The sequence below is a fragment of the Pseudomonas sp. NMI542_15 genome (assembly GCF_021283425.1).
GTDB classification, from domain to species: domain Bacteria; phylum Pseudomonadota; class Gammaproteobacteria; order Pseudomonadales; family Pseudomonadaceae; genus Aquipseudomonas; species Aquipseudomonas fortuita.
Window position 1 is genome coordinate 69,565 of the sequence record NZ_JAJSRO010000018.1, and the last position, 22,659, is coordinate 92,223.

The window sequence follows — 22,659 nt, forward strand, 5'->3', positions numbered from 1 at the left end:
CGTAATTGAAATAAATTGCGACTAATTCTCATTAGCGCGCAACAGCACCATGCCTGACTCCCTCCCCTCGACCGGACACAGCCTGGCCGGCCTGTACGCCAACCACCATGGCTGGCTGGTGAACTGGCTGCGTGGCCGCCTGCAGTGTTCGCAGCAGGCCGCCGACCTGGCCCAGGACACGTTCGTGCGTGTACTGCTGGCCGACCGCAGCCAGCCTTTGCTCAGTGAACTGCGCGAGCCACGCCACTTTCTGGTCACCATGGCCAGGCGCGTGATGATTGACAGCTTCCGCCGCCGGGCACTGGAGCAGGCCTACCTGCAACTGTTGGCCGAACAGCCCGAACAGTATGCGATTTCCCCCGAGGAACGCTGGATGCTGGTAGAAACCCTGCAAGCACTGGATGCGATGCTTGAAGGCCTGGGCAAGAAGGTCAAGCAGGCGTTTCTGTTATCGCAGTTGCGTGGCCTGGGCTACAAGGACATCGCCGCCCAGATGGGCGTATCAGTCAGTTCGGTCACCAAGTACATTGCCCGCGCCACCGAGCACTGCTTGCTGTTTGCCCTGGAACACGCCCAGTGAGCCCGCTGCCCCAAAGACAGGCACTGAGCGCCGCCGCGCAGTGGTTTGCCCGGCTGGGCGAGGCCCCTGCCGACCCGGACCTGCAGCAACGCTGGCAGGCCTGGCATGCGGCCGACCCGCAGCACCAGTGGGCCTGGCAACGGGTGGCCATGTTGCAGGCTCAACTGAACCAAGCACAAGGCGCACTGGGCCATGACGTGCTGGAGCGTGCTGGCCAGCAGGGCCCGGCGCTGCAGCGGCGCATGCTGCTCAAGGGGCTGTTGCTGGGCGCGGGGCTTGGCGCCCTGGGCTGGCGCGGTTATCGCGATGCGCCGGCGTGGCTGGCCGATGTGCGCACCGCCATCGGCGAACAGCGCAGGTTGACGCTGAGTGACGGCAGCCGCCTGATCCTCAACACCGGCACTGCGGTGGACATTGCCTTCAGCAACGACACCCGCCAGCTACGGCTGCGTGCCGGGGAGATCTTTGTCGAAACTGCCGCCGATCACCGCCCGTTCATGGTCAGCACTGCCGAAGGCCACATCAGGGCGCTGGGCACCCGGTTCAGCGTCAGGCAACAGGACCACCAGACCCGCGTATGCGTTTACCAGCATGCCGTCGTCGTGAACCCGATCAACGCGGGTGGCGAGCAAACCCGCCTGGACAGTGGCCATGGCCTGTTGTTCGACAAAACCCGCATCCTGCAACGCATGCCACTGGCCAGTACCGACGCGGCCTGGACCGAAGGCCAACTGGTGGTGGACGATTGGCGCCTGGATCACCTGCTCGAAGAATTACAGCGGTACCGCAGCGGCTACCTGGGCTGCGACACGGCCGTCGGCCACTTGCGGGTTTCCGGCGCCTATTCGCTCACCGATCTTGACCTGACCCTGGCTACCGTTGCCCGCTCGCTGCCGGTAAAGCTGGTGCGCCATACCCGCTTCTGGACACGCGTGGAGCCATTGAGAGGCAATGCCTGAAAAAAATGCACAGGGCATTGTCGATTTGCCCTCGCCCATTCGCCTCCCTGGCAATACACCGAAAACCCTACGCCCAGGAAGCCCGTATGCGCCGCCTTATCTCACCACCCCGCCAAGCACTCACGTTTGCCTTGCTCGGCGCCTCGCTCGCCCTGCTTCCGCCGCTGCTACCCGGTGCAGCCGTGGCCCAGGCAGCCAACGCGCAGAAGACCTACGCCATCAGCAGCGGCCCGCTGAGCACGGTGCTCGGCCGCTTCGCCAACGCGGCCGGGATTGTGCTGTCGTTCGACAGCCAGCTCACTGCTGGCAAGCAAAGTGCCGGCCTGCAAGGCACCTACAGTGTCGAACAGGGCTTCGCCACTCTTCTGGCTGGCACCGGCCTGGGCGTTGCGCCTGCCGAGCAAGGTGCCTATGTGCTGTACCCAGCCGAAACCGGCAATGCCGTGCAGCTGGGCGCGACCAGTGTGGTGGGCGATGGCCTGGGCGAAACCACCGAGAACACCGGTGCCTACACCACCGGGCGTACCCGTACCGCAACCAAGCTGGGCCTGTCACTGCGCGAAACGCCGCAGTCGGTCAGCGTGGTCACGCGCCAGGTGATGAATGATCACCACCTGGCCTCGATCGACGATGTGGTGAAGTTCACACCGGGGCTTTCCAGCAACCATCGTGACAGCGAACGCTATACCTTCTACGCCCGCGGCTTCCAGATCCAGAACTTCCAGTACGACGGTATCCCTGCGCAAATCGCCAACGAGTCGCAGCAATTCACCAGTACCTTGGCCGACATGGCAATTTATGACCGAGTCGAAGTGGTACGAGGTGCCACCGGCCTGCTCAGTGGCGCAGGCACGCCGTCAGCCACGCTCAACCTGGTGCGCAAGCGGCCTACGGAGGATGCACAGGCGACGGTGGCTGGCGAAGTCGGTTCATGGGACCGCTACCGCACCGAGGCCGATGTCTCCGGGCCGCTCACCGAAGCCGGCAACATCCGTGGCCGCCTGGTCGGGGTGTACGAAACCGCCAACTCGTTCGTTGACTGGTACAAGACCGACAAGCGCGTGATGTACGGCGCCCTGGACATCGACCTGAGCGAAGACACCCTGCTGCGCCTGAGCCTCGACTACCAGAACAACAATGCCGACGGCGTCAGCTTCGGGCACATCCCTTTGTTCAACAGCGATGGCAGCGCAACAAACTTCTCGCGGTCGTTCAACCCGGCCGCACGCTGGAGCTACCTGAACAATACCCAGTACAACTTCACCGGCATGCTGGAGCACAAGCTGGCCAACGACTGGGTCGCCAAGGCCGCATACAGCCACCAGTACGCGTACCGCCGTGGCGTCACCGGCTCCGCCAGCGCCGGTACGCCCGACCCGCTTACCGGCAGCGGCGTATCGATGTATATCAACCGCCTGGACAGCTACCAGACCCAGGACAATTTCGACCTGTACGCCACCGGCCCCTTCCAGCTGGGTGGCCGCGAACATGAGCTGGTGTTGGGCAGCAACCTGGCCTACACCCACCTCAACTACCCCACCTACGAACGCGGCTTCCCTGCGGTCGACAACATCTATGAGTGGGATGGCAACCCCCATGGCAAACCGCACCTGGCCAAGACCGAAGAGAGCCTGTCACGCCTGAGCCAGTCCGGTGTCTACGCCGCCGTGCGCCTCAAGCCGTATGATCCGCTGTCGATCATCCTCGGCAGCCGGGTCAGCTGGTGGAACCAGAAGGACGACAGCAGCGATGATTTGACCGGCGAGGTCACTGGCCGCGACCGGACGAAGAAGTCCGGCGTGGTCACGCCCTACGCCGGTGTGGTGCTGGACCTGAACGACACGTATTCGGTGTACGCCAGCTGGACGCAGATTTTCCTGCCACAGACCTATTACAAGACCGCCAGCAATACCTCGCTGGACCCGCTCGAAGGCGACAACTACGAGCTTGGCATCAAGGGCGAGTTCTACGACGGCGCTTTGAACGCCAGCGCCGCACTGTTCGAAGTCAAACAGAAGAACACGCCGCAATTGGTGGATGACAGTGGCCCCCAGGAAATCTACCGGGCCATTGCCGGCACCACCACCCGCGGCATCGAGACGGAAATTTCCGGCGAGGTACTGCCAGGCTGGAATCTATTTGGCGGCTACACCTACCGCGAGTCCCACGACAAGGAGGGCAACCGCGTCGAGACCAACCAGCCGATGAACCTGTTCAAGCTGGCCACCACCTATCGCCTGCCCGGTGACTGGAACAAGCTGACAGTGGGCGGCAACATGACATGGCAAAGCGATATCTACGCGGTCAATTCAGACCTGGGCACCAAGGCGCACCAGCGTGACTATGGCGTGGTCGGGCTGCTGGCCAACTATGCCTTCGATGAACACCTGAGCTTGGGGCTGAACCTGAACAACCTGTTCGACAAGAAGTACTACGACGGCCTGGGCACGTTCAGCTCCGGCTCTTATGGTGAGCCACGCAACCTGGTGGCGAATGCCGGCTGGCGGTTCTGAGGGAATGCACGCGAACGGGGCTGCCGGGCAGCCCCATCATGCCCGCCATCGATGAATGATCCACACATATCATTCAGCGTGATATTAACCTTCGTCCCGTTCGATTCGTGCCTCACGCGCAAGACACTCACACTCCGCCCACTACTAATACATTGGCGGAGTTCTCCATGGAACAATCTCTCAAACCCTTGCGCTTTCCCCTCGCTGCCTTGGCAGTGGTGGTGATCAGCGCTTGCGGTCGAACCCCAGACGCCGTGCAGGCTCCCGCCGCGCCGAAGGTCACTGTGGCCAAGGTGATCGAGCAACCGATCAACGAATGGGACGAATTCACCGGCCGCCTCGAAGCCCCGGAAACGGTCGAAGTTCGCCCGCGGGTCGCTGGCCAGATCGATCAGGTCGCCTTCACCGAAGGCGCCCAGGTCAAAAAAGGCGACCTGCTGTTCCAGATCGACCCGCGCCCGTTCCAGGCTGAAGTCCGCCGCCTCGAAGCCCAACTGCAACAAGCCAAAGCCACCGCCATTCGCAGCGCCAACGAAGCCCGCCGTGGCGAGCGCCTGCGCGACAGCAACGCCATTTCTGCCGAGCTTGCAGAATCGCGTAGCAGCGCTGCCGCCGAAGCCCGCGCCGGCGTCGACGCGATCCAGGCGCAACTCGACCTGGCGCGCCTGAACCTCAGCTTTACCCGCGTCACCGCGCCTATCAGTGGCCGCGTCAGCCGCGCCCAGTTCACTGCCGGCAACATTGTCACTGCCGATGTCACCCCGCTGACCAGCGTGGTGTCCACCGACAAGGTCTACGCCTACTTCGACGCCGACGAGCGCGTGTACCTCAAGTACACCCAGCTGGCGCGCGAAGGCCAGCGTGGCCAGAGCACCCCCGTGTACCTGGGCCTGACCAACGAAACCGGCAACCCGCACCTGGGCCAGATGAACTTCGTCGACAACCAGGTGAACCCGCGCACCGGCACCATCCGCGGCCGTGCAGTCTTCGACAACCGCGACGGCCAGTTCACCCCGGGGCTGTACGCACGCCTGAAGCTGGTGGGCAGCGCGCAGTACGACGCCGTGCTGATCAATGACGAAGCTGTGGGCACCGACCTTGGCAAGAAGTTCGTGCTGGTCATGGACAAGGACAACAAGGCCGCCTACCGCGCCGTGGAACTGGGGCCAAAGCTGGAAGGCCTGCGCATCGTGCGCAGCGGCCTGGGCAAGGATGACCGCATCGTGGTCAAGGGCCTGCAGCGCGTGCGCCCAGGCTCGCCGGTCACCCCGGAAGAAACCCAGATGGCCAGCGAACAGACCCTCGCTGCCCTCGCCCAGCAGCGCCAGGCACTGGAGGCCAGCAACCCGGCGCCGAAGGTGGCGGGCAACAACGTGAAAGTCGCCAGCGCCCAGGCGCCACGCGGTTAAGGGAACCTACCGATGAACTTCTCGAAATTCTTCATTACCCGGCCGATTTTCGCCGCGGTGCTGTCGCTGGTGCTGCTGATTGCGGGTTCGATCTCGCTGTTCCAGCTGCCGATCAGTGAATACCCCGAGGTGGTGCCGCCCACCGTGGTGGTGCGTGCCAACTTCCCGGGCGCCAACCCCAAAGTCATTGGCGAAACCGTTGCCGCGCCGCTGGAGCAGGCCATTACCGGTGTGGAGAACATGCTGTACATGTCTTCCCAGTCCACCGCGGACGGCAAGCTGACGCTGACCATCACCTTCGCCCTGGGTACCGACCTGGACAACGCCCAGGTGCAGGTGCAGAACCGCGTCACCCGTACCCAGCCCAAGCTGCCTGAAGAAGTGACGCGTATCGGTATCACCGTTGACAAGGCCTCGCCCGACCTGACCATGGTCGTGCACCTGACCTCACCGGACAACCGCTACGACATGCTCTACCTGTCCAACTACGCCATCCTCAACATCAAGGACGAGCTGGCACGCCTGGGCGGCGTTGGCGATGTGCAGCTGTTCGGCATGGGCGACTACTCGCTGCGCGTGTGGCTGGACCCGAACAAGACCGCTTCGCGCAACCTCACCGCCAGCGATGTGGTCGCGGCCATCCGCGAGCAGAACCGCCAGGTGGCCGCCGGCCAGCTGGGCGCCCCGCCCGCCCCCGGTTCCACCAGCTTCCAGCTGTCGATCAACACCCAGGGCCGTCTGGTCAACGAGGAAGAGTTCGAAAACATCATCATCCGTGCCGGTGCCGATGGCGAGATCACGCGCCTGAAAGATATCGCCCGGGTCGAACTCGGCTCCAGCCAGTACGCCTTGCGCTCGCTGCTGAACAACCAGCCAGCGGTGGCGATCCCGATTTTCCAGCGCCCAGGCTCCAACGCCATCGAGATCTCCGATGAAGTGCGGGCGAAAATGGCCGAGCTGAAGAAGGACTTCCCTGAAGGGATGGACTACAGCATCGTCTATGACCCGACCATCTTCGTGCGCGGCTCCATCGAAGCAGTCGTGCACACCCTGTTCGAAGCCCTGGTGCTGGTCGTGCTGGTCGTCATCCTGTTCCTGCAGACCTGGCGTGCCTCGATCATCCCGTTGCTGGCTGTGCCGGTATCGTTGATCGGTACCTTTGCGGTGATGCACCTGTTTGGCTTCTCGCTCAACGCCTTGTCGCTATTTGGGTTGGTGTTGGCCATTGGCATTGTGGTGGACGACGCCATCGTCGTGGTGGAAAACGTCGAGCGCAACATCGGGCTGGGCCTTAAACCGCTGGAAGCCACGCAAAAAGCCATGAGCGAAGTGACCGGGCCGATCATTGCCACCGCCCTGGTGCTGTGCGCCGTGTTCGTCCCTGCGGCCTTCATTTCGGGCCTTACCGGGCAGTTCTACAAGCAGTTCGCCCTGACCATCGCCATTTCCACCGTGATCTCGGCGTTCAACTCGCTGACCCTGTCGCCGGCCCTGGCTGCCGTGCTGCTCAAGGACCACCATGCGCCCAAGGACCGTTTCTCACGGTTCCTCGACAAGCTGCTGGGCAGCTGGCTGTTCTCCCCGTTCAACCGTTTCTTCGACCGCGCCAGCCACCGCTACGTGGGTGGCGTGCGCCGTGTCATCCGCTCCAGCAGCATCGCCCTGTTCGTCTATGCCGGCCTGATGGGCCTGACCTACCTCGGCTTCTCGTCCACGCCGACCGGTTTCGTGCCGGCCCAGGACAAGCAGTACCTGGTGGCCTTTGCCCAGTTGCCTGACGCCGCCAGCCTCGACCGTACCGAGGCGGTGATCAAGCGCATGAGCGAAATTGCCCTGAAGCAACCTGGCGTGGCCGACTCGGTGGCCTTCCCTGGCCTGTCGATCAACGGTTTCACCAACAGCCCGAACAGCGGCATTGTGTTCACCCCGCTCAAGCCGTTTGATGAGCGCAAGGACCCGAGCCAGTCGGCCGCTGCCATCGCGGCTGCACTCAATGCCCAGTTCGCCGATATCCAGGACGCCTACATCGCGATCTTCCCGCCGCCGCCAGTACAGGGCCTGGGCACAATCGGCGGCTTCCGCCTGCAAATCGAAGACCGTGGCAACCTGGGTTACGAAGCGCTGTACAAAGAAACCCAGAACATCATCGCCAAAAGCCACAACGTGCCGGAGCTGGCGGGCCTGTTCACCAGCTACCAGGTCAACGTGCCGCAGGTTGATGCCGCCATCGACCGGGAAAAGGCCAAGACCCACGGCGTGGCGATCACCGACATCTTCGACACCTTGCAGGTTTACCTGGGCTCGCTGTACACCAATGACTTCAACCGCTTTGGCCGCACGTACCAGGTCAACGTCCAGGCTGAGCAGCAGTTCCGCCTCGATGCCGAGCAGATCGGCCAGTTGAAAGTGCGCAACAACCTCGGCGAGATGATTCCGCTGGCGACCTTCCTCAAGGTCAGCGACACCTCCGGGCCAGACCGCGTCATGCATTACAACGGGTTCATCACCGCAGAAATCAACGGTGCAGCAGCCCCGGGGTATAGCTCTGGCCAGGCCGAAGCTGCCATCGAGAAGTTGCTGAAAGAGGAACTGCCCAACGGCATGACCTTCGAGTGGACCGACCTGACCTACCAGCAAATCCTCTCGGGTAACACCGCGCTGCTGGTGTTCCCTCTGTGCGTGCTGCTGGCGTTCCTGGTGCTGGCCGCCCAGTACGAAAGCTGGAGTTTGCCGCTGGCGGTGATCCTGATCGTACCGATGACCCTGCTGTCGGCCATTACCGGTGTGATCGTGTCAGGTGGCGACAACAACATCTTCACCCAGATCGGACTGATCGTGCTGGTGGGCCTGGCGTGCAAGAACGCGATCCTGATCGTCGAGTTCGCCAAGGATGAGCAGGCCAAAGGCCTTGATCCGCTGGCTGCGGTACTGGAAGCCTGCCGCCTGCGCCTGCGGCCGATCCTGATGACGTCGATTGCCTTCATCATGGGTGTGGTTCCGCTGGTGTTCAGCTCCGGTGCCGGCTCGGAAATGCGCCATGCCATGGGTGTGGCAGTGTTCTCGGGGATGATTGGCGTGACCGTGTTCGGCCTGTTCCTGACCCCGGTGTTCTTCTTCCTGATCCGCCGTTTCGTCGAGCGCCGCCAGGCCCGCAAGGCCGAACACGCTCAAGTGCTGGAGAACCATGCATGAACCTGCTCAAACCCCTGACCCCAAGCCTGCTGGCACTGGCCCTGGCGGCCTGTGCGGTAGGCCCGGACTACCAGGCCCCGGCCACCGAACCTGCACAACTGAACAGTGATGTGCAGGCCAAAGCTTATGACCGTAGCCGCTTCGAAAGCCTGTGGTGGAAGCAGTTCGACGACCCGGTGCTCAACCAGCTGGTGCAGGCTTCGCTGGACGGCAACCGTGACTTGCGCGTGGCCTTCGCCCGTCTGAAATCCGCCCGTTCGATCCGCGAAGACGCCGAGAACGACCAGTTCCCGGTCGTGACCAGCCGCGCCAGCAGCGACATCGGCAAGGGCCAGATCCCCGGCCAGACCACACAGCGGGTGAACAGCGAGCGCTACGACCTGGGCCTGGACATGGCCTGGGAGCTTGACCTGTTCGGCCGCATCCAGCGTCAGATCGAAGCCAGCGAGGCCCAGGAAGCGGTAGCTGCCGCCGACCTGCAACAGTTGCAGGTCAGCCTGATCGCCGAATTGGTCGATGCCTATGGGCAGCTGCGCGGTGCGCAACTGCGCGAGAAAATCGCCCTGGCAAACCTCAAGACCCAGCAGGAGTCGCGGACCATTACCGAAACCCTGCGCGATGCCGGTGTGGGCAACGACCTCGATGTCGTGCGTGCCGATGCACGCCTCGCCGGGGTCGAAGCCACCGTGCCGCAACTGCAGGCCGAACAGGCCCGGGCGCGGCACCGCATCGCCACCCTGCTCGGCCAGCGCCCTGACGCGCTCAGCGTAGACCTGTCGCCCAAGGCCCTGCCGGCCATCGCCAAGGCATTGCCGGTGGGCGACCCGGGGGAGCTGCTACGCCGTCGTCCGGACATCCGTAGCGCCGAACGCCAGCTGGCTGCCGCCACCGCCAATGTCGGCGTGGCCACGGCAGACCTGTTCCCTCGCGTCAGCCTCAGTGGCTTCCTTGGCTTTACCGCCGCTCGCGGCTCGCAGATCGGCTCCTCGGCAGCCAATGCCTGGGCGTTGGGCCCCAGCATTACCTGGGCGGCCTTCGACCTGGGCAGCGTGCGGGCCCGCCTGCGCGGTGCCAAAGCCGATGCCGAAGGGGCTCTGGCCAACTACGAACAGCAGGTATTGCTGGCCCTGGAAGAGTCGGCCAACGCCTTCAGCGATTACGACAAGACCCAGCAGCGCCTGCTGTCGCTGATGCGCCAGAGCGACGCCAGCCGCAAGGCAGCGGAGCTGGCCTCGATTCGCTATCGCGAAGGCACGGTGGACTACCTGGTACTGCTCGACGCCGAGCGCGAGCGGCTGAGCGCTGAGGATGCGCAGGCCCAGGGGGAGGTCGATCTATACCGCGGCATCGTCTCCATCTACAAAGCCCTGGGCGGCGGCTGGCAACCGCAGACGGTGGCCAGCGCACGCTGATACACCCGTTCAAACGACTCCTTTGGTTGGCTCCTCCCCCAACCGTTTGCCCCGCAGGCCTTGGTCGGCGGGGCTTTTTTATGTCGTTGAATTTTCAGCGCCTGCGAGATCGAGCGCCGCCCGCGCGGCGCATCGCGAGCTGCGCTCGCTCCTACGTTTGTTTCGGGCCAATCGAAACCTGCGAGATACGCGCGACCGCCTTGGTGCCTGCACTCGGTTGCATTTGCCCCCCGGCTGGCCCAAGCTCTGCCCTTCCCGCCACCACGGACCGTCCGATGCACAGACGCAACCGCTACCTGATCGCCCTGCTGCTGTTGATCCTGGTATCGGCCCTGTTCGGTTACCTGTGGCGCGATGAGCAGCCAGCCCCGCCGACCTTGCCTGCACACAGCTATGCCAAGGCGCTGCGCCAGGCCCATGACGGCCAACCCGGCGCTGCGCGCGTGCTGTACCAGCAATTGCAACGCGACGACCTGCCCCCTATCCGCCGCGCTGCACTGTATGCCGAGTTACCCAACTACCCCTCCCCCCAGGCATTGAAACTCGCCCGCCAGGACCTGGAGCATGCCGACCCGCTGGTGCGCCGTGCGGCCATTTCCGGTATCCGCCGCCTGCTGCCGGCGGCGCAGCGCAGCCTGGTGCTCGGCCCACTGCTGGACGACGACGAACAAAGCGTGCGCTTTGCTGCCGTGGATGCGCTGCTAGGCCTCGACCCCGATGCTATCGGCCTGTACTTCGGCCCGTTGCAGGCAGCCCTTGAACACTACCAGCAGGCGCTCGAGCAACAACCCGAGGATGCCGACGCCCAGGTACACCTGGCCCGCCTGTACCTGCACGAAAACGACTACGCCCAGGCAGCCGCGGCCCTGCAGCGCGCGCTGGACGTTGCACCCGGCAACCTTGACGCCTTGGCCACCCAGGTGCGTTTGCTGGAGCGTCAGGGCCAGCACGATGCCTCGCGCCAGGTACTGGGCAAAGCCTTGGCACTCAGCCCCGACTCAGCCTTCCTGCAGTACGAGCTTGGGCTCTGGCTGATCCGCCACGAGCAACGTGAATACGCCTTGCTTGCCTTGTCCCGCGCCGTCGAACTGGACCCGGACAACGCCGATTACCGCTATACGCTGGCAGTCACTCTCCACGAACTGGAACAACTCGACGCAGCCCAAAAGCAGCTGGAAACCGTGCTCAACCGGGAGCCGGCCAACCGCCGCGCTCGAGTGCTGCTGATCCAGTACTGGAAAGAGACCGGGCAATTGCAGAACGTTCAAGTGCTATTGGCCGAGCTGGAACGGCAGAACCCGGACGACCCCGCACTGCAGCAAGGCCTATAGGCAATATCTGACTATTGTTGAACCCAGGCCGTTTACCAAGGGTCCAGTGGGTATCAGGCCACCCCTGCAGGAGAGTCGTTTTGTCCCATTCATTGGCGCTGGATGAACGTGCCTTGATCCTGGCACCCCCGCCATTAGCGGCGGATACCTCGCGCCTGCTCGCCTCAGCCGGCATCAATAGCCTGTGCACCGTTGACCTGTCCAACCTGCAGACTTGCCTGGCAGAAGGCGCAGGCCTGGCAATCATTGCCGAGCAAGTGTTCGACAACGGCCCCAGTGCGTTGCTGCAAGCATTCATCGACCAGCAACAGAGCTGGTCGGACCTGCCCATCGTGCTGCTCATGCAGGGTGCCTGGTCGGCCGCTTGTGCAGGCAACCACCCAGTGGGCAATCTTTTGCTGCTGGTCGCCCCGTTCGACAACGACCAACTGCTGCACATGACCCGATCCGCCTTGCGCAACCGACGACGGCAATACGCTGCACGCGACCAGTTGCACGACCTGCAGCAGCGCCTGAACACACTGGGAGTGCCGCCAGAGAAGGAACACAAACCCAGCGAGTTCGCCTGCTACGAGACCCGCAAGATGGAAGCCATTGGCCAACTGGCCGGGGGTGTTGCTCACGACTTCAATAACCTGCTTACCAGCATTGGCGGCAGCTTCGAACTGATTGAACGGCGCCTGCATCAAGGCCGCAGCGATGGCCTTGACAGCGTACTGCGGATGGGACGTGAGGCAGTAACACGCGCCGCTCGCGTGACCCACCGCTTGCTGGCCTTCTCCTCCCGTCAATCGCTGAACAGCCAGCGTGTCGACCTGCACGGCCTGCTCGAGGTGAAACGCCTGAAAACCTGCCTCAACCCTGCCATAACGTTACACGTGCATACCGCCAAAGACCTGTGGCCCGTAGAAGCTGATGCCAAACAGTTGCAGGAAGCCCTCGACAACCTGCTGTTCAATGCCTCAGAAGCCATGCCCAGTGGCGGCCAGCTGCGAGTCGAGGCAAGCAACCAGCATATCCCCAGCAAGCAGTTCACCAGTGGAGCTCTGTGTCCTGGTGACTACCTGCGCCTGAGCATCATCGATGACGGCCAGGGCATGGCGCAAAGCACCCTTGAGCGCGCTTTCGAGCCGTTTTTCAGTACCAAGGCGATCGGCCAGGGTATCGGCCTCGGCCTGTCGATGGTCTACGGCTTCAGCAGGCAGTCTCACGGGCATCTCGCACTGCACAGCCAGATTGGCCTGGGCACTCGGGTAGACCTGTACCTGCCGCGCCATATCGGCCAGGCAACGGCACCAAGCAAGCCGATACCTGTGCAGGAGAGCCGGGGCCGTCACGTGCTGGTGGTCGAAGACGACCCCCATGTGCGCCAATTGTTGTGCCAGGCACTGCGTGAGAGCGGCTTCCCCTGCCGCAGCGCGGCCAACGCCACCCAAGGGCTCAAGGTGTTGCGCTCCTCTCAACCCGTGGATTTGCTGGTCAGCGACATCGGCCTGCCCGGTATGAATGGCCGTCAACTGGCCGAAATTGCCCGCAGCCTGCATCCACATTTGCCCGTGCTGTTCATCACCGGCTACGCGGAAACGGCCATGGCCCGCGAGGGTTTTTTGGGCACGGGCATGCACTTGATCTGCAAACCATTCGAACTGAAAGACTTGCAGACGCAGGTCACGCAGATTCTGGGCCGCCCCTGAAACCCGTCATTGTTCGAGCATGCTTAGCGCCTGATCGGCAAGGTCCGCCAGCAAAAACGGCTTGTTCATCAATGCCGTTCCCGGCTGATCAAGCAGCTGCGCTTCAACGGGATGGTCAGCGTAGCCGGTGATGAACAGGATCTTCTGCGAAGGAAGCTGCATGCGCATGGCCTTGGCCACTTGCCGGCCACTGAAGCCGCCGGGTAAACCGATGTCGGTAATCACCAGGTCGAAGGGGCCATCAAGGCGAAAGCGCTCCAGCGCAGCATTGGCGTCACTCGCATCAGTGACCACAAAACCGCGTTCAGTCAGGTACTCGCGCATCACGGCACGCAAGTTCAGCTCGTCATCGACCAGTAACAGGCGCTCACCCTGGGCCATGCGCTGGGAACGTTGCACTGGCTTCGGCGCTTCGGGTGCCGGGTCGTGGCACCTTGGGAAAAGCATGGAAACCCTGGCCCCCTGATTCGGGCTCGACTCGATCCAGGCGTATCCCCCCGATTGACCGACAAAACCATACACCATCGATAGCCCAAGCCCGGAACCACGGCCGATGGGCTTGGTGGTGAAGAACGGCTCAAAAGCCCTGGCAATGTCTCGCGTCGAAAAGCCGTGGCCGTCGTCCTCCACATGCAAGGCAACGTAGTCGCCTGGCGGCAGCCCATTTTCATCAGGGAAGCTGGCCGTCAACCGCTCGTTGACGCTGCGTACAGTGACATTGCCACGTTCCAGGCAGGCCTCCCGGGCATTGGCGCAGAGGTTGACCAAGGCATTTTCAAGTTGGGTAACGTCAAGGCATACGGCCCACGGCGCGACATCCAGTTGCCAGTGCAAGCGCATCTCTGCGCCCAGCGTCTTCAATAGCAACGGCTCGCTTAGCCGCAACTGCCGGTTGAAGTCCAGGGGCTTGGGTGCAAGCGGTTGATGCCGAGAGAATGCCAGCAGGCGATGGGTCAGTTCCATGGCACGTAAGACCGATTCGCGAGCGACCTCCAAATAGGCGTCAACACGCTCCAGGCGGCCATCCTGAAGGCGCCGCTGCAGCAGTTCCAGGCTGCCACCGATGCCAGACAGCAGGTTGTTCATCTCATGGCCCATGCCGCCGGCCAACTGGCCAACCACCTCCATGCGTTCGCTATTGCGCATCAGCGCTTCAGACTTACGCGCGGCCTCTTCGCGGTCTTCGGTGATATCCCGACCGACTGCCGTCAACAGGCTGCCATTGAACCGGGCACTCCAGCGGAACCAGTGATAATGGCCATCGCAGTGACGCAAGCGCGTCTCCAGTTGCTCGGTATTGCGGTATTGCAGGAACCCGGAGACTGCCACTTGTACCTCGGCGCGATCCGCCGGATGCACCAGCTCCAGCACCGGCACATCGTGAACCTGCTCCTCGGACCAGCCCAGAATGCGGTACCAGGCGGGGTTGACGGCATGCAGCTTGAGCTCAGGGGTAACCGTCATCATTGCATCCGGGGACAGTTGCCAGATCTGCTCGCGCTCGGCCACATGGCGCGCTATCTGTCGTTCATAGCCCTGCACCTGCTCACGCCAATGATGGTACGCCTCCACGCTGGCCGTGGTCTCGATCACCTTGTGCAGAAACCCCGCCACGTTTCCAAATTCATCGCGCAGGGGTGCATAACCGAACGCGCACCACAGCGGCTCGCTGCCTTCGACGCAGACGAGCAGGGGCTGGTCCTCGACAAAGTTCGAACGCCCTTCAAGCGCCTTGAATACCCAGGGCCCCATCGCCTCCCAGAGGTCACTCCAGAGCGCATCGAACGCATTGCCCAGCGCATCCGGCCTGGCGGCCCGCAGCGCCCGGTAGCCATCATTGTGCACCACGCAGAGGTCTGCCCCCCAGACCACTGCGCAAGGAAACGGTGACGAGTGCATCATGTCGACGGCAATGCGCAACGAGGCCGACCAACGTGGCAACGGCCCAAGTGATGTGTGCCCCCAGTCGAACTGCGCAATTCGTTGGCTCATCAGATCGAGCGGTGCCGATACGGGCGTTTTCAAGGTGAGCTCCCGCGCAGGCTTGCGCGGCGTACCGTGTGCGGGCAATAGCGTTACTCCAGCAATGCGTAGATTACCTCGGTTCCGAGGCTGCCCCGGAGGGGTTCGTTCACGTTAGCACAGCACAAGCTGCGCACGATGGCGGACTTGCGCCTGGCAGCTATGCTGATTAGGTTTTCCCCTGGGCCAGGGAGCAACGGCCCATTCAGGTTGCCGACAGGAGCATGGTCATGAGCAAGAAAATGCTGGTAGTGCTGACCAATACAGCCAAGTATCCGACCTTGAATCGGGCGACCGGGCTGTGGCTGGGTGAAGCGGTGCACTTTGTCGAAAAAGTCGAAAAGGCCGGCTACACGGTCGATTATGTAAGCCCTGAGGGTGGCTACGTCCCTGTCGACCCACACAGCCTGCAGATGGCCCCCGACCTGGACTGGCAATGGTATGACGACAAGCGTTTCATGACGCGGCTGGGCACAAGCTTGAGCCCTGGCCAGGTAAAAGCCGACGAATACAGCGTCATCTACTACACCGGCGGCCACGGTGTGATGTACGACTTCGCCGATAACCAGCCGCTGCAAGAGGTGGCACGCAGGATCTACGAGAAAGGGGGTATCGTTGCCGCGGTCTGCCACGGCGTAGTCGGCCTGCTCAATATCAAGCTCAGCGACAACAGCCTGCTGCTTAAAGACCGTAAGGTGACCGGGTTTTCAAATATTGAGGAAAAACTGGTCGAACTGGACAACATAGTGCCGTTCCTGACAGAAAACGAGCTAGGTGGCCGTGGTGGGGTATACAGCAAACATGAGGACCCGTGGAAACCCTACGTGATCGGGGATGGTCAGCTGATCACCGGGCAGAACCCTGCCTCCACTGCACTGCTCGCGGACAAAGTACTGGCAAAACTCGACGGTAGATAAAGCCTTACATCAGCCTTTTGGTTTTCCTGCCCCGCAAACTGCACGCGGACTACAGCCGGCCGATCAAATGAACGCTTAGGCTCATGGCTCAGCTGTACACCTCGAACAGCTAGGCCGGAGAGCGATTGCGCTATGTTGAAAATCATGCACGCCGGGCGTCGCCTGCGGGAGCTGCTGCTACTTGCTACGGTGGCCCTGGTGCCTGTGGTTTCAGGTTTGCTGGTGATGATTGTCCAGTTGGAAATGAAGCTTGCGGAAAACGCGACCATCTCAGTCAAGGAGGCGGTATTCAGCGTTGACCAGGCACTGAACCGCATGCATGAAGCTGCCCAGCGTACCCTGCCGCTTGCAGGCCAAGCTTGCGACAGCGTCAAAAAAATGCTGCAGGAACAGGTCATGAGCCGCTCCATGCTCAGGTCGCTTACCCTGGTCGAAAGTAACAAGGCCTATTGCAGCAGTACTTCAGATTCCCTGGAAGACCTATCGTCCTTTGCCTTGTCCGGCAAACAGGTCGAACTGTCCTACGGGCAACCCGACAAACGCCGCAAGCTGGTTGTCAACTATCACTTGCAGGGCATGAACGGTAGCGTGATCGTGACCGCCTATGCCACCCAGCTACGCAGCGAACTGGATGGTTTTCAGGATGGGCTGACACTGCTGCTGGAGTTCGACGACCGCTACATCTGGAGCCAAGGCGACAGCCGTGACGCACAGCGCCCCTCGCAGTCCGAGTTCTTTGCAAGCGCGGTGTCTTCCAGGTATGGATACAGGGTAAAAGGCGGTTACGCCGAGGGCTTCACCGCACAGGAAATCCACCAGTCGATGATGCAGATCGTTCCATCATTGACGCTGGTAGGGATCGCAACCGCCTCGATTGTCTACCTGGGTTTGTTCAGGGCACGGGCCCACAGGCGTGGGGCGGCCACCGAGCATGCATGATGGCGGCGCCCCTCCAGCAGGTTCAGTCGGTGCTCAGCACGCCACGGCGTACCTGGTCGCGCTCGATGGATTCGAACAATGCCTTGAAGTTGCCTTCGCCAAAGCCATCATCCCCTTTGCGCTGGATGAACTCGAAGAACACCGGGCCGAGCAGGGTTTCCGAGAAAATCTGCAACAATAGGCGCTTGTCTTCAGGTTGAGACGCACCATCGAGGAGGATACCGCGAGCTTGCAACTGGTCGACCGGCTCACCATGGCCAGGCAACCGCTCTTCGAGCATTTCGTAGTAAGTTTGCGGCGGCGCCGTCATGAAGCGCATGCCGAAGCCTTTCAGGGCGTCCCAGGTCTTGAGCAGGTCGTCGGTAAGGAAGGCCACGTGCTGGATACCTTCGCCGTTGAACTGCATCAGGAACTCTTCGATCTGCCCGGCGCCCTTGGACGATTCTTCGTTGAGCGGGATACGGATCATGCCATCGGGAGCCGTCATGGCCTTGGACGTCAGGCCGGTATATTCACCCTTGATATCGAAGTAGCGGATCTCGCGGAAATTGAACAGCTTCTCGTAGAAGCCAGCCCAGTAGGCCATGCGCCCGCGGTACACGTTGTGGGTGAGGTGGTCGATGATCTTCAGGCCGGCACCCACCGGGTTGCGGTCCACACCTTCGATGAAGTTGAAGTCGATGTCGTAGATCGAGCTGCCTTCGTCGAAGCGGTCGATCAGGTACAGCGGCGCGCCACCGATGCCTTTGATCGCCGGCAAGCGCAGTTCCATCGGGCCGGTTTCGATTTCCACCGGCTGGGCGCCCAGTTCCAGAGCTCGGGCATAGGCCTCATGGGCATTGCGCACGCGGAACGCCATGCCGCACACCGACGGGCCGTGTTCGGCGGCAAAGTACGAGGCGATGCTCTTGGGTTCGTTGTTCAGGATCAGGTTGATGCCACCTTGGCGGTACAGGTGCACATCCTTGGAACGGTGGCTAGCCACCTTGGTGAAGCCCAGTATCTGGAACACCGGTTCGAGTACGCCAGGGGTAGGCGAAGCCAGTTCGATGAATTCGAAACCCATCAGGCCCATTGGATTTTCAAAGATATCAGCCATGTTCGTGTCCTCATCTGCAGCGAAAAATTATAGATTGCGCGGGATGTAGAACAGAAATGGCGGGGAGCAAGGGATACCACGCACGCTGCGGGCGAGGTAGTCACCTATGATCAGCTTGAACCCATGGTATGTCATATGGACCCATTCTCGGCGGGCTTGATCCTTCGGAATTGAAGGACCTTATTGTTGTATTCGTAAATGGATTCTACATTGCGTAAAATCGTTTGTCGCGTTTTAGTTGCCCCCCCGTTCCGACAAGCGGCTATTCTCTCGTTACCCTCAACACAGATTATTCCAGCATGCCCCTTACCGCTAAACGCCGCGCCCGCCTGGGCTGGCGCAACCTGCTGCCCTGGGTCGTCGGCGTGCTGCCGGTATTGTGCGGCCTTGCCGTGATGAACTGGCAGGTCGAGCGCGAGATGCAGACCAACAGCCAGGCCACCACACGCCAAGCGGTGGAGCATCTCGAACGCATCCTCGACAACCTGTCCGGCGCTGCCAATGCGCTCCTGCCCCTGACTACCCTCCCTTGCGACCAGGCCAAGCTTATGCTGCGTGCCCAGGTAACTCGCAATGCCTTCGTACGCTCGACCAACCTGTTCAGGCACAACAACCTTTATTGCACCTCGCTGTTCGGCGAATTCGACGAGCCGGTCAACGCTAGCGACTACACAGACGGCAAACTGTGGCTGATGGACGGCAACTCAGTCACCCCGGGGCATCCGCTATTGGTGTACCGCGCCAGCGACGGCGACCACGGCGCAATCACCACGGTCGATGGCGACCACCTGCTGACAGCACTGCGCCTGATCGGCCCCGATGAAGACCTGCAAATACGCGTGGGCGATGCCTGGATGGGCAAGGATGGCGTGGTACACAAAGGCGTGCCCCCTGCGGCCGCAAGCGCCAATGTGCTGTTGGGCTCGACGCGTTACCCGTTCAGCGTGCAAGGCGGCTACAGCGCCGACAAGCAAGGACAGCTGCTGCGCAGCCACTACCCTGCCCTGCTCAGCCTGCTGCTGGTGCTGGGTGCCGTGGCCGCACTGGCTTGCCGCTGGCAGATTCGCCGCGCCACCTCACCCCGCGCCGAACTGGATCGGGCCCTGCAGGCAGACGAATTCCTGCCGTACTTCCAGCCGGTGGTGCGCAAGGGCGATTACCGCTGGGCCGGTGCCGAAGTGCTGATGCGCTGGAACCACCCACGAGAAGGCCTGGTCCGCCCTGACCTGTTCATTCCCTATGCCGAGCACAGCGGGCAGATAGTCGCGATGACCCGATCGCTGATGATGCACACTGCCCAGAGCCTCGCGCCCTATGCCGGGCTGCTGGGGGACGGTTTCCACATCGGGGTCAACATTACCGCCGACCACTGCCGTGACTTGCGCCTGCTGGACGACTGCCGCACCTTCCTGCAGCACTTTCCGCCCGGCCGGGTGGTGCTGACCCTGGAGCTGACCGAGCGCAAGCTGATCGAACCCACCCCCGTGACCCTGGAACTGTTCGAGAAGCTGCATGCCATGGGGGTGATGATTGCACTTGATGATTTTGGCACCGGGCAGTCAAGCCTCAATTACCTGCGCCAGTTCAAGGTCGACTACCTGAAAATCGACCAAAGCTTCGTCGCCATGATCGGCGGCGACGCGCTGTCGCTGCACATTCTCGAAACCATCATCGAGCTGTCAGCCAAACTTGGCCTTGGCATCGTTGCCGAAGGTGTCGAAACCGACACCCAGCGCGACTACCTGGCCCGCCATGACGTGGACTTCCAGCAAGGCTACCTGTTCGCCAGGCCCATGCCGGCGGCGCAGTTCCTTGAGGCACTGACCGCACATCCGGGCGCGTCACGGTTGCCGCAAGACGCGCCCCCTGAGATCATGCGCGGCTGATCCAGCCGCTCAACTCCCCTATTCGAGGCACTCGTGTCAAAAGGCATTGTTTCATCGGTCATGGCGTCCTGTTTGTTCGCTGTGATGTACTTCTATACCTCGCTGCTCACGCCACTCGATGGCGAAGAGATCTTTGGCTGGCGCACCCTGCTGACACTGCCCTGCCTCACCTTGTTCATGCTTGTCTCGAAAGACTGGAAACGGGTAGGCGAGCTGCTGGCCCGGGTAAAACGTACGCCAGTGCTGTTGCTGGGCATGGTCGGTACGTCGTGGTTAATGGGCGTGCAGTTGTGGCTCTTCCTCTGGGCCCCCCTGCACGGGCGCAGCCTGGAAGTGTCGATGGGCTACTTTCTGCTGCCGCTGGCCATGGTCCTGACCGGGCGGCTGGTGTATGGCGAGCGCCTGTCGCGGCTGCAAAAGGTCGCCGTGGCCTGCGCCGCGCTGGGCGTAGGCCACGAGCTCTACCAAAATGGCAGTTTTGCCTGGGAGACCCTGCTGGTGACGATCGGCTACCCGATCTATTTCGTACTGCGCCGGCGTTGCCGCACTGACCACCTGGGTGGCCTGTGGTGCGACATGTGCCTGCTGCTGCCATGGGCGCTCTACTTCGTGATCCAGGGCCCGCTGTCGTCTGGCGACCTGCAGGCCCACCCAGGCCTTTATGCCTTGATCCCCGTCCTTGGGGCGATCAGCGCCTCAGCCCTGATCGCCTACGTGCTGGCCAGCCGCTTGCTGCCATTCAGCCTGTTCGGCCTGCTCAGCTACGTCGAGCCGGTGTTACTGGTGGGGGTCGCGCTGCTGCTGGGTGAAACCATCGGCCCGGATCAGTGGCTGACTTACCTGCCGATCTGGGCCGCGGTGCTGGTACTGGTGCTCGAAGGCTTCAAGCACCTGCTGCGCCAGCGTCGCCGCTCGGTATAAGCCGAACCTGGCGCACCCGCCGCTCTTCAACCGCTTCCACGGTGAGCGTCCAGCCATTCCACGCCAGGCGGTCACCCACCATCGGCAGGCGATCGAGCAGGCTCATGACCAGGCCCGCGAGGGTCTGGTAATCGTCGGTGGCACGTGCACTGAAGCCGGTACGTGCCTGTACCTGGCTCAGGTTCAGTGCACCGCTCACCACAAAGCCTTCACCCTCCTGGACAATGCCAGGGCCTTCAACTTCGCTGGCATCTGGCAGCTCACCGGCAATCGATTCAAGAATGTCGGTCATGGTCAACAGGCCGGTGAAGTCACCGAACTCGTTGATCACGAAGGCGATGTGGGTCGACTGACCACGCATCTGCTCCAGGGCGTTGAGGATGCTGAAGCTCTCCAGCAGGTTCAACGGCGCCCGTGCCATGCCTTCCAGGTCCGGCTGGCTGCCCGACAACAACTCCTTGAGCAGCTCCTTTTTGTGCACGAAGCCCAGCGGTTCGTCGACACGGCCATCACGAATCAACGGCAGGCGCGAGTATGGCGAATTGGCCAATGCCTGCGTGATGGCTTCGGCCGGCTGCGCCAGGTCGATCACATCGACTTCGGCACGTGCGGTCATCACCGTTCGGATAGGCCGCTCGGCCAGGTTAAGTACGCCACTGATCATTATCCGTTCACGGCGGTCGAACAGCACCTGTTCCTCGCCACCCTCAACCATGTCGGCGATTTCCTCGCCCACCTCGTCAGCCTCGACCCGGCGGCCGCCCAGCATGCGCAGCACGGCATGTGCGGTGCGTTCACGCAGCGGCCTGTGCTGCTGCAAGCTGCGCTTGCGACGGGCACGCGCCAACTGGTTGAACAGCTCGATCAGGATCGAGAAGCCGATCGCTGCGTACAGGTAGCCTTTCGGGATATGGAAGCCCAGGCCCTCGGCGGTAAGGCTGAAACCAATCATCATCAGGAAGCCCAGGCACAGCATGATCACCGTGGGGTGGGCGTTGACGAAGCGGGTCAGCGGCTTGCTGGCAACGATCATGATACCGATCGAGAAAATCACCGCGATCATCATCACCGACAGCTCTTCGACCATGCCCACCGCCGTGATCACCGCATCCAGCGAGAACACAGCATCCAGTACCACGATCTGAGCGACGATAGGCCAAAATGCGGCATGGCGCAGCGTGCCACTTGCCTGGGTGACATGGCCCTCCAGGCGCTCGTGCAGCTCCATGGTGGCCTTGAACAGCAGGAACACACCGCCGAACAGCATGATCAGGTCACGGCCCGAGAAGCTCTTGTCGAACACCTCGAACAGCGGCGCAGTCAGGGTGACCATCCACGAAATGCTGGCCAGCAGGCCAAGGCGCATGATCAACGCCAGGCTCAGGCCGATCACCCGCGCGCGGTCTCGCTGATGGGGCGGCAGCTTGTCGGCCAGAATGGCGATAAACACCAGGTTGTCGATACCCAGCACCAGCTCGAGGACGATAAGCGTCAACAGGCCTAGCCAGGCCGTGGGGTCGGCTAGCCATTCCATTAGCGGGTACTCACGAGCGAAGCGTCACGAGGACGGAGGGGGGACGGCCTGAAAGGCCAGAAACTGGGGGGCTCCGCGAAGGTGCTCATATAGACCTTGATAGCAAATTGGGACAAGAATCGTACAAGCACAGCAGGTTTATCTGATAGCGCAAAACTATTTCAAAACCTTAAAGGAATTTGAGTCTGTATTTTTGTAGGTACTTTTCTTCAATACCGTCGACCGCCAACAGCTGAAAATCATGGCTCCTT

At 62.1% G+C, this 22,659-nt stretch carries 15 protein-coding genes; 12 read left to right on the top strand and 3 right to left on the bottom strand.

Going from position 1 to position 22,659, the window contains the following annotated elements:
* Positions 1 to 49 precede the first annotated feature (49 nt).
* From LU684_RS22345 to LU684_RS22380, 8 genes are all read left to right on the top strand, one after another.
* Positions 50 to 580, top strand: a complete 531-nt coding sequence (locus LU684_RS22345; RefSeq protein WP_023048544.1) for a sigma-70 family RNA polymerase sigma factor — start codon at positions 50 to 52, stop codon at positions 578 to 580.
* Positions 577 to 1,539 (top strand): FecR domain-containing protein, encoded by a 963-nt coding sequence (locus LU684_RS22350; protein WP_232895048.1) that lies wholly within the window; start codon positions 577 to 579, stop codon positions 1,537 to 1,539. The genes LU684_RS22345 and LU684_RS22350 overlap by 4 nt, the downstream gene beginning before the upstream one ends.
* An 86-nt stretch (positions 1,540 to 1,625) precedes the next feature.
* Complete coding sequence (locus LU684_RS22355) at positions 1,626 to 4,052, top strand: TonB-dependent siderophore receptor (protein WP_191087679.1); 2,427 nt, start codon at positions 1,626 to 1,628, stop codon at positions 4,050 to 4,052.
* A 167-nt stretch (positions 4,053 to 4,219) separates the two neighbouring features.
* Positions 4,220 to 5,461: a multidrug efflux RND transporter periplasmic adaptor subunit MexE gene (mexE, locus tag LU684_RS22360; protein WP_016486704.1), complete on the top strand. Its 1,242-nt coding sequence runs from the start codon at positions 4,220 to 4,222 to the stop codon at positions 5,459 to 5,461.
* Between the two features lie 12 nt (positions 5,462 to 5,473).
* Positions 5,474 to 8,653, top strand: coding sequence for an efflux RND transporter permease subunit (locus LU684_RS22365; protein WP_232895049.1), 3,180 nt, complete (start codon positions 5,474 to 5,476; stop codon positions 8,651 to 8,653).
* Positions 8,650 to 10,065 carry an efflux transporter outer membrane subunit gene (locus LU684_RS22370; RefSeq protein WP_016486702.1) on the top strand — a complete coding sequence of 472 codons (1,416 nt, stop codon included), beginning with the start codon at positions 8,650 to 8,652 and terminating at the stop codon, positions 10,063 to 10,065. The genes LU684_RS22365 and LU684_RS22370 overlap by 4 nt, the downstream gene beginning before the upstream one ends.
* A 275-nt stretch (positions 10,066 to 10,340) precedes the next feature.
* Positions 10,341 to 11,396: a HEAT repeat domain-containing protein gene (locus LU684_RS22375; protein ID WP_016486701.1), complete on the top strand. Its 1,056-nt coding sequence runs from the start codon at positions 10,341 to 10,343 to the stop codon at positions 11,394 to 11,396.
* Positions 11,397 to 11,476: 80 nt separating this feature from the next.
* Positions 11,477 to 13,090: a response regulator gene (locus LU684_RS22380; protein WP_232895050.1), complete on the top strand. Its 1,614-nt coding sequence runs from the start codon at positions 11,477 to 11,479 to the stop codon at positions 13,088 to 13,090.
* Positions 13,091 to 13,096: 6 nt separating this feature from the next.
* Here the strand turns inward: LU684_RS22380 and LU684_RS22385 are convergent, their stop codons facing one another.
* Positions 13,097 to 15,160, bottom strand: coding sequence for an ATP-binding protein (locus LU684_RS22385; protein WP_191087676.1), 2,064 nt, complete (start codon positions 15,158 to 15,160; stop codon positions 13,097 to 13,099).
* 182 nt (positions 15,161 to 15,342) lie between these two features.
* On the opposite strand from LU684_RS22385, the gene LU684_RS22390 reads away from it, so the two are divergent.
* Together LU684_RS22390 and LU684_RS22395 are read left to right on the top strand one after the other, a co-directional pair.
* Positions 15,343 to 16,029, top strand: a complete 687-nt coding sequence (locus LU684_RS22390) for a type 1 glutamine amidotransferase domain-containing protein (protein WP_016486698.1) — start codon at positions 15,343 to 15,345, stop codon at positions 16,027 to 16,029.
* Positions 16,030 to 16,161: 132 nt separating this feature from the next.
* Positions 16,162 to 16,968 (top strand): CSS-motif domain-containing protein, encoded by an 807-nt coding sequence (locus LU684_RS22395; RefSeq protein ID WP_016486697.1) that lies wholly within the window; start codon positions 16,162 to 16,164, stop codon positions 16,966 to 16,968.
* A 22-nt stretch (positions 16,969 to 16,990) separates the two neighbouring features.
* Here LU684_RS22395 and hppD read toward each other — a convergent pair whose 3' ends face one another.
* Positions 16,991 to 18,067, bottom strand: coding sequence for a 4-hydroxyphenylpyruvate dioxygenase (hppD, locus tag LU684_RS22400; protein ID WP_016486696.1), 1,077 nt, complete (start codon positions 18,065 to 18,067; stop codon positions 16,991 to 16,993).
* Positions 18,068 to 18,366: 299 nt separating this feature from the next.
* On the opposite strand from hppD, the gene LU684_RS22405 reads away from it, so the two are divergent.
* Together LU684_RS22405 and rarD are read left to right on the top strand one after the other, a co-directional pair.
* Positions 18,367 to 19,953: an EAL domain-containing protein gene (locus LU684_RS22405; protein ID WP_016486695.1), complete on the top strand. Its 1,587-nt coding sequence runs from the start codon at positions 18,367 to 18,369 to the stop codon at positions 19,951 to 19,953.
* A 33-nt stretch (positions 19,954 to 19,986) separates the two neighbouring features.
* On the top strand, positions 19,987 to 20,874 hold the full coding sequence (gene rarD, locus LU684_RS22410) for an EamA family transporter RarD (protein ID WP_024717647.1): 888 nt from the start codon (positions 19,987 to 19,989) through the stop codon (positions 20,872 to 20,874).
* Here the strand turns inward: rarD and LU684_RS22415 are convergent.
* A complete protein-coding gene (locus LU684_RS22415; RefSeq protein WP_023048161.1) occupies positions 20,837 to 22,408 on the bottom strand; it encodes a TerC family protein in 1,572 nt (523 codons plus the stop codon). The genes rarD and LU684_RS22415 overlap by 38 nt on opposite strands.
* Between the last annotated feature and the right edge of the window lie 251 nt (positions 22,409 to 22,659).

Coding starts and splice junctions, on each gene's coding strand:
- LU684_RS22345 (WP_023048544.1), top strand. CDS start 50: ATGCCTGACTCCCTCCCCTCGACCGGACACAGCCTGGCCGGCCTGTAC.
- LU684_RS22355 (WP_191087679.1), top strand. CDS start 1,626: ATGCGCCGCCTTATCTCACCACCCCGCCAAGCACTCACGTTTGCCTTG.
- mexE (WP_016486704.1), top strand. CDS start 4,220: ATGGAACAATCTCTCAAACCCTTGCGCTTTCCCCTCGCTGCCTTGGCA.
- LU684_RS22365 (WP_232895049.1), top strand. CDS start 5,474: ATGAACTTCTCGAAATTCTTCATTACCCGGCCGATTTTCGCCGCGGTG.
- LU684_RS22370 (WP_016486702.1), top strand. CDS start 8,650: ATGAACCTGCTCAAACCCCTGACCCCAAGCCTGCTGGCACTGGCCCTG.
- LU684_RS22375 (WP_016486701.1), top strand. CDS start 10,341: ATGCACAGACGCAACCGCTACCTGATCGCCCTGCTGCTGTTGATCCTG.
- LU684_RS22390 (WP_016486698.1), top strand. CDS start 15,343: ATGAGCAAGAAAATGCTGGTAGTGCTGACCAATACAGCCAAGTATCCG.
- LU684_RS22395 (WP_016486697.1), top strand. CDS start 16,162: ATGTTGAAAATCATGCACGCCGGGCGTCGCCTGCGGGAGCTGCTGCTA.
- hppD (WP_016486696.1), bottom strand. CDS start 18,067: ATGGCTGATATCTTTGAAAATCCAATGGGCCTGATGGGTTTCGAATTC.
- LU684_RS22405 (WP_016486695.1), top strand. CDS start 18,367: ATGCCCCTTACCGCTAAACGCCGCGCCCGCCTGGGCTGGCGCAACCTG.
- LU684_RS22415 (WP_023048161.1), bottom strand. CDS start 22,408: ATGGAATGGCTAGCCGACCCCACGGCCTGGCTAGGCCTGTTGACGCTT.